Source organism: Streptomyces sp. P5F9 (assembly GCF_057961495.1).
This window is the reverse complement of sequence record NZ_JBXVPZ010000351.1, coordinates 1-10,481: the sequence shown is the minus strand read 5'-3', so window position 1 is coordinate 10,481 and position 10,481 is coordinate 1. Positions and strand designations below refer to the sequence as shown.

Below are 10,481 nucleotides of genomic sequence, written 5' to 3'. Positions count from 1 at the left end.
CCCTTCGCCTCCGCCCAGGCCGCCCTGGACGGCGTGATCGCCTCCTCCATGGCCGCCGACGCCCTCACCGCGATCCGCGGCGACCAACTCCCCCTGGTCATGCTCGACAGCGACCCCGAGGGCAGCCTCGGCGCGGCCACCGTCAACCTGGACATCGCCGACGGCATCCGCCAGGTCGCCGACCACCTGCTGACGCTGGGCCACCGCCACTTCCTGCACCTGGCCGCCGACGTCCCGTCCTGGACCTTCGAGGTACGCGCGCGTGAACTGGCCACACGGGTCGGCTCCGTGGCAGGCACCTCGGTACGGACGACCCGGGCCCCCATCTCGATCGAGGGCGCCCTGGCCGCCGCCGAGGCCGCGCTCTCAGCTCCGGGGTCGCGGGTGACCGCCCTGGTCTGCGACGACGACAAACTCGCCGCCGGCGCCTACAAAGCGGCTCGGCGCCTGGGCCTGCACATCCCGGACGACCTCTCGATCACCGGCCTCGACGACCTCGCTCTCGCCACCGCCATCGACCCGGAACTCACCACTGTCCGCCTCGACGCCGAACTCTTCGGCGAACACGGCATGCGCGCCCTCCTGGCCGTCCTGGACGGCCGCGTACCGGAGGAGGGGGACATCCCGGTGGAACTGGTCGTCCGCGGCTCCACGGCGCCACCAGGCACCGTCTGACGCCCCTGCGGCCCCCACAACGCCGTGTGCCCCGGCCGATGACCGGCCGGGGCACACGAAAGGCTGGGCGAGGTCGACTCACTCCTCGTCGTCGCCGTCGGACTCTTCCGACGACGTGTCCGCGTTCCCGCCCTCCAGCAGACGGGACAGCTGAGGGCCGACGATGCGCCGGAACTTGCGGGCCTGCGGGCGCGTACGGTCCAGGACCGCGACTTCCAGGCGCTCGGCGGGGATCTCCCGCTCGCTGCCGTTCGTGTCACGGGACAGGGACTGCACCGCCAGCTTGAGCGCCTCCGCGAGCGTCATGCCGTCACGGTGGCGCTGGTCCAGATAGGTGCTGATCGTCTCGGCGTTGCCACCGACCGCGACCGAGCCGTGCTCGTCCACGATCGAACCGTCGTGCGGCAGCCGGTAGATCTGATCGCCGTCCGGAGTGTCCCCGACCTCCGCGACGACCAGCTCCACCTCGTACGGCTTCTCGGCCGCACTGGAGAAGATCGTGCCGAGCGTCTGGGCATAGACGTTGGCGAGACCGCGGGCGGTCACATCCGCACGGTCGTAGGTGTAACCGCGCATGTCGGCGTACCTGACGCCGCCAATCCGCAGGTTCTCGTACTCGTTGTATTTTCCGGCGGCCGCGAACCCGATCCGGTCGTAGATCTCGCTGAACTTGTGCAGCGCACGGGACGGGTTCTCGCCGACGAAGACGATGCCGTCGGCGAACTGCAGCACGACCAGGCTGCGGCCACGAGCGATGCCCTTGCGGGCGTACTCCGCCCGGTCGGCCATCGCCTGCTGGGGTGAGACATAGAACGGCGTCGACACCGGTATCCGTCCCTCTCTTTAAAGTTCCGTCGAAATCAGTGGATCACCTTGTGACGAACGGGCCCTCGGTCAGAGCAGCGCGGCGCGCGGGCCGTCGGGCTGCTGCAGTCGCCGCTCCAGGATCGAGCGGGCGATCTCGGAGGACTCGTCGTCGGTGAGCCGGCGGAAGCCGTCCTCGGTGATCACGGTGACGATCGGGTAGATCCGGCGGGCGACATCGGGACCGCCGGTCGCCGAGTCGTCGTCGGCCGCGTCGTAGAGGGCCTGGACCACGAGGGTCGTGGCCTCGGCCTCGGTCAGCTGGTCGTGGAAGAGCTTCTTCATGGCACCGCGCGCGAACACCGAACCGGAGCCGGTGGCCGCGTAGCCGAGCTCCTGGGAGCGGCCGCCCGTCACGTCGTAGGAGAAGATGCGGCCGATGCCGCGGTCCACGTCGAAGCCGGCGAAGAGGGGGACCACGGCGAGGCCCTGCATGGCCATGCCGAGGTTGGAACGGATCATGGTGGACAGTCGGTTCGCCTTGCCCTCCAGGGAGAGTTGGGCGCCTTCGACCTTCTCGAAGTGCTCCAGCTCCAGCTGGAAGAGCTTGACCATCTCGACGGCCAGACCGGCGGTGCCGGCGATACCGACGGCCGAGTACTCGTCCGCGGGGAACACCTTCTCGATGTCCCGCTGTGCGATGACATTGCCCATGGTGGCCCGCCGGTCACCGGCGAGCACGACGCCACCGGGGAACGTGACAGCGACGATCGTCGTGCCGTGCGGGGCCTCGATCACGCCCTGCATGGGCGGCAGTTGCCGGTTGCCCGGAAGCATCTCCGGCTGGTGGTCGGAGAGGAAGTCCATGAAGGACGACGACCCAGGCGTCAGGAAGGCAGCTGGTAGACGCCCGGGGCTACGAGTGTTGGCTTCCACGAGGATCCTTCCAAGTAGGCGGCAGCCCGACGAACAGCGTCGGGATCATCTCCCAACTTGCCGATGGCCGAATTGCAGTTGAAGCACAGTACGCCACGGACCCTACCCGTCTCGTGGCAGTGATCCACATGAACCGCAGGAGCTTTCAAACAGATCACGCAGAGCCCCATTTGAGAGGCGACCATCGCGTCACGCTCGGCCAAGGTGATGCCGTACTTGCGCTTGAAGTAGCTTTGCTGGTTCCGGTCAGCCCGGCACGCCTTGCGATAACTCGCGTAGCCATCTGACGTCGTCGCCCCTCGTCTCCTGGCGCTGCCGGTAGCACTCCGCAGAGCACTCTCGGCAGTACGCCTGAAGACCGTCACGCATGCCCTCGTTCTTGGCGAAGGCCGCCCGCGGCAAGATCCGGTTGCACCGCGGGCAGCCCCTCCCGTCCGCCAATTCGGGCATTGCGCCTTATTCGCCACCTTTCTGGACAAATGACCTCACGAAGTCCTCTGCGTTCTCCTCCAGGACATCGTCGATCTCGTCCAGAACCGAGTCGACATCGTCGCTCAACTTCTCGTGGCGCTCCTTGAGGTCCTCAGAAGCCTCCGTCTCAACGGCCTGCTCCTCGACCTCCTCCGTGGAGCGCGTCGCCTTCTGCTGTCCGCCGCCGGTGTCCTTGGTCGCCATAACCCTCACCCCGCTCGGTTCGACGTTCTTGATCAGACCCTACTTGCAGGGACTGACATCGGCCCCGCAGTTCCTACAACGTACGGCGGCCACCTCGATGATTCCCGGCCACCGGACATTCCACCCTGTCCGGCGCCCCGGATCCGAGGGTCCTGTCAGCCGCCCGACAGGACCCTGACCAGGTCTTCCGCGGTTCGACAGCGGTCAAGGAGCTCCTTGACGTGATTACGCGTTCCGCGAAGCGGTTCGAGGGTTGGGACCCGCTGGAGCGAGTCCCGGCCCGGGAGGTCGAAGATCACGGAGTCCCAGGAGGCCGCCGCGACGTCGTCGGCGTACTGCTCCAGGCAGCGTCCGCGGAAGTACGCGCGTGTGTCCTCCGGAGGCGTCGTACGCGCCCGCTCGACCGTGTCCTCGTCCAGCAGCCGCTTGATGCGGCCGCGGGCCACCAGGCGGTTGTAGAGGCCCTTCTCGGCCCGTACGTCCGCGTACTGGAGGTCGACCAGCTGGAGCCGGGCCGCGTCCCAGTCGAGGCTGTCGCGGCGCCGGTAGCCCTCCATGAGCTCGCGCTTGGCGACCCAGTCCAGTTCGCCGGCCAGGCTCATCGGGTCGTTCTCCAGGCGGTTGAGCGTGTCCTCCCAGCGGGCCAGGACGTCCTTGGTCTGATCGTCCGCGTCGGAGCCGTAGCGCTCCTCGACGTATTTGCGGGAGAGCTCGAAGTACTCCATCTGCAACTGGACCGCGGTGAGGGTCCGGCCGCTGCGGAGGGTGACCAGGCGCTTGAGGGTGGGGTCGTGGGAGACCTGGTGGAGAGTGCGGACGGGCTGGTCCACGGCCAGGTCGACGGCGATGAAGCCGTCCTCGATCATGGAGAGGACCAGGGCTGTCGTGCCGAGTTTGAGGTAGGTCGAGATCTCGGAGAGGTTCGCGTCGCCGATGATCACGTGCAGGCGGCGGTACTTCTCGGCGTCCGCGTGCGGTTCGTCGCGGGTGTTGATGATCGGGCGCTTGAGCGTGGTCTCCAGGCCGACCTCGACCTCGAAGTAGTCGGCGCGCTGGCTGAGCTGGAAGCCGTGTTCGTGCCCGTCCTGGCCGATGCCGACGCGGCCCGCTCCGGTGACGACCTGGCGCGAGACGAAGAAGGGTGTCAGGTGGCGCACGATGTCCGAGAAGGGGGTCTCCCGCTTCATCAGGTAGTTCTCGTGCGTGCCGTAGGAGGCGCCCTTGTTGTCGGTGTTGTTCTTGTAGAGGTGGATCGGCTGGGCGCCCGGGAGTTGGGCGGCTCGTTCCGCCGCTTCCGCCATGATGCGCTCGCCGGCCTTGTCCCACAGGACGGCGTCCATGGGGTTGGTGACTTCGGGGGAGCTGTACTCCGGGTGTGCGTGGTCGACGTAGAGCCGTGCGCCGTTGGTGAGGATGACATTGGCGAGGCCGATGTCCTCGTCGGTGAGCTGGCTGGAGTCGGCGGCCTCCCGGGCGAGGTCGAAGCCTCGCGCGTCGCGCAGCGGGTTCTCCTCCTCGAAGTCCCAGCGGGCCCGCCGGGCCCGGTGCATCGCCGCCGCGTAGGCGTTGACGATCTGGGACGAGGTGAGCATGGCATTGGCGTTGGGGTGGCCGGGGACGGAGATCCCGTACTCCGTCTCGATGCCCATTACTCGCCGTACGGTCATGCGGCCCTCCTTGCCCGGCGGCGCCCTCGGTCGGGGACGCTGCTCAAGTACCGCTGGCGCTCCGGTGCGTGTGCGGTGCCCGTCCCCGCACTGCGCGACTCGGCGGTACCGAAGAGCCTAGAACGGCTTTGCGCTGGTGGGGAGATCATTTGCGTCATTGCCTCGCGCGCCCCTTGTTCGGTCATGGCCTGAAAAACAGTCGGCTGCGGGTACCCGCCGAGGGCACCCGCAGCCGCCCTGCTTTTTACAGGTATTGACCGGTGTTCGCCACCGTGTCGATGGAGCGTCCGGTGTCGGCGCCCTGCTTGCCGGTGATGAGCGTACGGATGTAGACGATCCGTTCGCCCTTCTTTCCGGAGATCCGGGCCCAGTCGTCCGGGTTGGTGGTGTTGGGCAGGTCCTCGTTCTCCTTGAACTCGTCCACGCACGCCTGGAGGAGGTGCGAGACGCGGATGCCCTTCTGCTTGTGGTCGAGGAAGTCCTTGATGGCCATCTTCTTGGCCCGGCCCACGATGTTCTCGATCATGGCGCCGGAGTTGAAGTCCTTGAAGTAGAGGACTTCCTTGTCACCGTTGGCGTAGGTGACCTCCAGGAAGCGGTTCTCCTCGGATTCCGTGTACATGTGTTCCACGGCCGTCTGGATCATGCTCTGGACGGTGGTGGTCTTGTCGCCGCTGTGCTCGCCGACGTCGTCCGGGTGGAGCGGGAGGCGTTCGGTGAGGTACTTGGCGAAGATGTCCTTGGCGGCCTCGGCGTCGGGACGCTCGATCTTGATCTTCACGTCCAGGCGGCCGGGGCGCAGGATGGCGGGGTCGATCATGTCCTCGCGGTTCGAGGCGCCGATGACGACCACGTTCTGCAGGCCTTCCACGCCGTCGATCTCGGCGAGCAGCTGCGGGACGATGGTGTTCTCCACGTCCGAGCTGACACCGGAGCCACGGGTGCGGAAGAGGGATTCCATCTCGTCGAAGAAGACGATGACAGGGGTTCCCTCGCTGGCCTTCTCACGAGCGCGCTGGAAGACCAGGCGGATCTGCCGCTCGGTCTCACCGACGTACTTGTTGAGGAGCTCGGGGCCCTTGATGTTGAGGAAGAAGCTCTTGCCGGTGGCCTGGCCGGTGACCTCGGCGACCTTCTTGGCCAGCGAGTTGGCGACGGCCTTGGCGATGAGCGTCTTACCGCATCCGGGGGGCCCGTACAGCAGGACGCCCTTGGGCGGCCGCAGTTCGTGCTCCTTGAAGAGGTCGGGGTAGAGGTACGGCAGTTCGACCGCGTCGCGGATCATCTCGATCTGGCCGCCCAGACCGCCGATCTGCTCGTAGCCGATGTCGGGGACCTCTTCGAGGACGAGTTCCTCGACCTCGCTCTTCGGGACGATCTCGTAGACGTAGCCGGAACGGGGTTCGAGCAGCAGGGCGTCGCCGGGGCGGATGGTGATGTCCAGCAGCGGCTCGGCGAGCCGCACCACCCGCTCCTCGTCGGTGTGCCCCACCACGAGGGCGCGTTCGCCGTCCTCCAGGATCTCCTTGAGGGTGACGATGTCGCCGACGCGCTCGTACTCCATGGCCTCGACCACGTTGAGCGCTTCGTTGAGCATTACTTCCTGGCCGCGGCGGAGCTCTTCGAGTTCCACGCTCGGGCTGACGTTCACCCGCAGTTTGCGACCGCCGGTGAAGATGTCCGCTGTGCCGTCCTCGTTGGCCACGAGGAAGACACCGAAGCCGGCCGGCGGCTGTGCGAGCCGGTCGACTTCTTCCTTGAGGGCCACGATCTGGTCGCGGGCCTCACGGAGCGTGTTGGCGAGTCGCTCGTTCTGGGCGGACACCCCGGCCAGATTGGTCTGCAGCTCGACGATCCGCTCTTCGAGAATCCTCGTGTGTCGCGGAGAGTCGGCGAGCTTACGTCGCAGGACGGCGATCTCCTGCTCAAGGTAGGCAATCTGCCCGGACGGGTCGTCGGACCCTCGTCCCGGGCGGATGCCGCGGTTCATGTCGTCGTCGTGGGCTGCCACGGTCCTCACCTCCTCCAAGGGGAGCTGGACGCTTCCAGACCCTACCTGGGTGGGTGTCGATTGAAACCCCTAGATCACAAAGACTGTCAAGGTGTGTCGTCGGTCACCCAGCGCTCTCCCTCACGCCGTGTGGATACCCACTCAACGTGATTCAGAAGCGAACTGTTCCAAGGCCGGGTTGGTCAAAACCCTTCACGGCGGACGTGAGTTGCCGTGCGGGCGGGTTCTGCGCCCGACGGAAACCGGCCAAGGCGCCCCTGACTGAGAGTGTCCATGCGGACAGTGTCCGTCATGCGGGGGCATGAAACCTGAGATCGCGGAGAAAGGCCGTTCGGGCGGGCGGAGGTAGGGTCGACGATGTCCAACACCCGGCGGAAACAGGAGACATCACCGTGCAGGACGAGGCGGCGGCCGACGGCGAGGCGCTGGAGGTCTGGATCGACCAGGACCTCTGTACCGGCGACGGCATCTGCGCCCAGTACGCCCCTGAGGTCTTCGAGCTGGACATCGACGGCCTGGCCTATGTGAAGAGCCCGGACGACGAGCTGCTGCAGGACAAGGGCGCCACCACGCTCGTGCCACTGCCGCTGTTGGTCGATGTCGTGGACTCCGCCAAGGAGTGCCCCGGTGACTGCATTCATGTGCGCCGGGTCGCGGACCGGGTCGAGGTGTACGGGCCGGACGCGGCCTGAGGTTCAGCGGGTCGTCGTCAGACGTTCTGGGCGTTGCCGGGGGTGGAGCGGACGAACGTGCCGTTCTGCCACTGCCACTTGGCGGTTTCCTTCACGTCGGGACAGCAACTGGGCACGTCCGCCGTCGAGTAGCCGAGCAGTGTGGCGAGCACCGCGCCGTCGCGCACGGAGAAGGTGGTGACGGTCTCGCGTGCCTTCGGGGCGACCAGGGTGGCGACGACGCGCGGCTTGGCGGCTCCGGCGCCCTGGGTGAGGACGTAGACGCCGTCGGGCGGGGTGCCCATGCCCGCGTCGCAGTGGACCACGGCGACCGTCTCCGGCCGGCCGTCGCCGTCGAGGTCTCCGGATGCCTTCTTCTGTACGACGGCCTTCACGGGGCCGCAGTCGAGGGGGAAGGCGACTCCTGTGGTCGCGGGGGCCGAGGCGGCGGGCGCGGACTTCGTCTGCGGGCCGCCGGCCTGGGCGGCGTGCGCGGAGTCGGGTTGCAGGCCCGAGGAGAGGGCCACGACACCGGCGAGAGCCGTGGCGGTGGCGACCCAGTGGATGGGGCGTGTGGTGGTGTGTGCCAGTTCCAGTTCCGGGACGGCGGAGTGCTGCACTAGGAGTGTCTCCTGTGAGGGCTGTGCCGGTGGGGGTGGCCTGCATGCTGCCACACGGCACGGTGCGGGGGAACGGCGGGGTCGACAGTTCGTTCGCCCGGTCACACGGGAGGGTCCGACGGGGTCGGTACGGCAGAGGTCGGTACGTCGGTGGGTGCGCCAGTCGGTGTGTCAGAAGAAAGACGCCGTGGCCGAGTTCCGGAGGATTTCCGGGAACTCGGCCACGGCGTTCGTGCGTTGAGTGCGGCACAGGGCCGCCCTTGCGTGCGGCTCAGCGGCCGGCGGCGCCACCGGCGGCGTTGGGGCCGTCGTAGTCGTCGCCGTAGGCACCCTTGGCGGGGCGGCGACGGCGCATGGGGGGCTCGACGCCGTCCGCGAGGCGGCGGGCGGTGAGGAGGAAGCCGGTGTGGCCGATCATCCGGTGGTCGGGGCGGACGGCCAGACCCTCGACGTGCCAGTTGCGGAGCATCGTCTCCCAGGCGGTCGGCTCGTTGAAGGAGCCGATCTCGCGGATGGACTCGACGGTCCGCGCGAGCTGGGTGGTGGTCGCGACGTAGCAGCACAGGATGCCGCCGGGCACGAGTGCCTTGGAGACGGCCTCCAGGCACTCCCAGGGGGCGAGCATGTCGAGGATGACGCGGTCGACGTCCAGGTCGGACAGGTTGTCCTGGAGGTCGCCGACGGTGAGCTGCCAGGCGGGGTGCGGGCCGCCGAAGTAGCGCTCCACGTTCTGCTGGGCGATCTCGGCGAAGTCCTCGCGGCGCTCGTAGGAGTGCAGCATGCCCTGGTCGCCGATGGCGCGCAGCAGGAAGCTGCTGAGCGAGCCGGAGCCGACGCCCGCTTCCACGACGCGTGCGCCGGGGAAGATGTCGGCGAAGGCCAGGATCTGCCCCGCGTCCTTGGGGTAGACCACGGCGGCACCGCGGGGCATGGACAGGACGTAGTCGGGGAGCAGGGGGCGCAGCGCGAGGTAGGCGACGTTTCCGGTGGTGCGGACAACGCTGCCCTCGGGTGCGCCGATCAGTTCGTCGTGCGGGAAGGAACCCTTGTGGGTGTGGAAATTCTTCCCGGCTTCGAGCGTGAACGTGTAGTGGCGGCCCTTGGGGTCGGTCAGCTGAACCTGGTCCCCGACCTTGAAGGGCCCGCGCCTGCGGGCGGCACCGGTCGGTTCGGACATGTGACCAGCCTACCGGCGTTTGCGGGGGCCGCCGACCACGCGCGCGTGCCTCAGTTGGGGCGGGCCATGGCCTTCACGAAGGCGCGCTCGACGTCGGCGGCGGACAGGACGCCGTAGATCTCGCCGGTCTCCTCGACCACGAGGTACTCGGTGGCGGGGGTGGCGCGCAGGGCGTCCAGGAGGTCCTCTCCGGCCAGTTCGGCGGAGACGCGCATGCCGTCCGTGAGGTCCTGGGCGAGGCCGCTGACGACGACCCAGGGGCGGCGGTGTTCGGGGACGCCGACGATGGCGGCCTCGCGGACCAGGGAGAGGGGCTGGCCGTCGGCGTCGACGACGACCAGGGCACGGGCGCCGGCGGCGTTGGCGCGGCGCAGTGCCTCGGAGAGCGGGGTGTTGGTCTCGACGGGGACCGCGCGGCGGGTGAGGTTGCGTGCGCGGAGTTCCGGGAGGTGTTCGCGCAGGCGGGCCATACGGAGGCTGTTGCCGGCGCCGGTCCAGATGATCGCGGCGAGGATCGCGGCGAGCAGGGCGTCGGTGACGGTGTCCATGCCGCTGATGTCCTCGGTGTTCGTGCCGAGGGCGCCGGTCTGGGTGAGCAGCGGGAGACCGATCAGGACGGAGACGGCGAGGGCGCGGCCGACCCAGGCGGCGGCGATCGTGCCGCTCATGGGCCTGCCGGTGATCTTCCAGACGACGGCGCGGAGCATGCGGCCGCCGTCGAGGGGCAGGCCGGGCAGCAGGTTGAAGGCGGCCACGATGAGGTTGGAGACCATCAGCCCGGCCAGCAGGACGCCGGGGACGGTGCCGGGTTCGACGGGCAGCATGGCCAGGTAGAAGATGCCCGAGAGGATCAGCGAGAGCAGCGGGCCGACGAAGGCCAGCACGAACTCCCTGCCGGGGGTCTCGGCCTCCTTCTCGATCTCGGAGACTCCGCCGAAGAACTGCAACTGGATACGGCGGACCGGGAGTTTGAAGCGGAGCGCGGCGACGGTGTGGGCGAGCTCGTGGACCAGGACCGAGCCGTAGAAGGCGACCGCGAAGAAGAGGGCCACGAGGTAGCGGGCGGCGCCGAGTTCGGGCAGCACACGGTCCAGTTGACCGCCGAACACCCAGGTGATGAGCGCGGCGACGAGGAACCAGCTGGGCGCGACGTAGACGGGCACACCGAAGGGCCGCCCCATCAGCAGCCCGCCGCCGGGCTCCTTGGGGCGCTGTGGGGGGCGGCCCTTCGGTGTGCCCGTCTAC

Annotated in this window: 9 protein-coding genes and 2 pseudogenes; 2 read left to right on the top strand and 9 right to left on the bottom strand. The window is 68.3% G+C overall.

Features of this window, described 5'->3' with window-relative positions; genetic code table 11:
* Positions 1-675: LacI family DNA-binding transcriptional regulator (locus AC31A1_RS37755; RefSeq protein WP_489657618.1), on the top strand; the 675-nt coding region annotated here is incomplete at its 5' end.
* Between the two features lie 78 nt (positions 676-753).
* Here AC31A1_RS37755 and prcA read toward each other — a convergent pair.
* The 6 genes and pseudogenes from prcA to arc form a co-directional block, all read right to left on the bottom strand.
* Positions 754-1,500 (bottom strand): proteasome subunit alpha, encoded by a 747-nt coding sequence (prcA, locus tag AC31A1_RS37750; protein ID WP_489657617.1) that lies wholly within the window; start codon positions 1,498-1,500, stop codon positions 754-756.
* A gap of 69 nt (positions 1,501-1,569) precedes the next feature.
* On the bottom strand, positions 1,570-2,415 hold the full coding sequence (gene prcB, locus AC31A1_RS37745; RefSeq protein WP_318015304.1) for a proteasome subunit beta: 846 nt from the start codon (positions 2,413-2,415) through the stop codon (positions 1,570-1,572).
* Positions 2,367-2,865, bottom strand: a pseudogene (locus tag AC31A1_RS37740) (endonuclease VII domain-containing protein). Before AC31A1_RS37740 ends, prcB begins: the two are co-directional and overlap by 49 nt.
* Positions 2,866-2,871: 6 nt before the next feature.
* Complete coding sequence (locus AC31A1_RS37735) at positions 2,872-3,090, bottom strand: ubiquitin-like protein Pup (RefSeq protein ID WP_393760388.1); 219 nt, start codon at positions 3,088-3,090, stop codon at positions 2,872-2,874.
* A gap of 155 nt (positions 3,091-3,245) precedes the next feature.
* On the bottom strand, positions 3,246-4,757 hold the full coding sequence (dop, locus tag AC31A1_RS37730; RefSeq protein ID WP_199811048.1) for a depupylase/deamidase Dop: 1,512 nt from the start codon (positions 4,755-4,757) through the stop codon (positions 3,246-3,248).
* Positions 4,758-5,001: 244 nt separating this feature from the next.
* The gene (gene arc / locus AC31A1_RS37725) at positions 5,002-6,768 is read right to left on the bottom strand and encodes a proteasome ATPase (RefSeq protein ID WP_033283729.1); all 1,767 of its coding nucleotides are present in this window, start codon (positions 6,766-6,768) and stop codon (positions 5,002-5,004) included.
* 386 nt (positions 6,769-7,154) lie between these two features.
* Between arc and AC31A1_RS37720 the strand changes: the two genes are divergently transcribed.
* Positions 7,155-7,460 carry a ferredoxin gene (locus AC31A1_RS37720; protein ID WP_328686559.1) on the top strand — a complete coding sequence of 102 codons (306 nt, stop codon included), beginning with the start codon at positions 7,155-7,157 and terminating at the stop codon, positions 7,458-7,460.
* Between the two features lie 17 nt (positions 7,461-7,477).
* Here AC31A1_RS37720 and AC31A1_RS37715 read toward each other — a convergent pair whose 3' ends face one another.
* The 3 genes and pseudogenes from AC31A1_RS37715 to AC31A1_RS37705 form a co-directional block, all read right to left on the bottom strand.
* Positions 7,478-8,059, bottom strand: a complete 582-nt coding sequence (locus AC31A1_RS37715; protein ID WP_489657616.1) for a hypothetical protein — start codon at positions 8,057-8,059, stop codon at positions 7,478-7,480.
* A gap of 271 nt (positions 8,060-8,330) precedes the next feature.
* Positions 8,331-9,236 carry a tRNA (adenine-N1)-methyltransferase gene (locus tag AC31A1_RS37710; protein WP_033283726.1) on the bottom strand — a complete coding sequence of 302 codons (906 nt, stop codon included), beginning with the start codon at positions 9,234-9,236 and terminating at the stop codon, positions 8,331-8,333.
* A gap of 50 nt (positions 9,237-9,286) precedes the next feature.
* A pseudogene (locus tag AC31A1_RS37705) lies at positions 9,287-10,468 on the bottom strand (site-2 protease family protein); the annotation flags it as partial.
* Positions 10,469-10,481 lie beyond the last annotated feature (13 nt).

What these genes read in the sequence shown, in the direction of transcription:
- AC31A1_RS37735 (WP_393760388.1), bottom strand. Translation starts at nt 3,090, where the DNA reads ATGGCGACCAAGGACACCGGCGGCGGACAGCAGAAGGCGACGCGCTCC.
- dop (WP_199811048.1), bottom strand. Translation starts at nt 4,757, where the DNA reads ATGACCGTACGGCGAGTAATGGGCATCGAGACGGAGTACGGGATCTCC.
- AC31A1_RS37710 (WP_033283726.1), bottom strand. Translation starts at nt 9,236, where the DNA reads ATGTCCGAACCGACCGGTGCCGCCCGCAGGCGCGGGCCCTTCAAGGTC.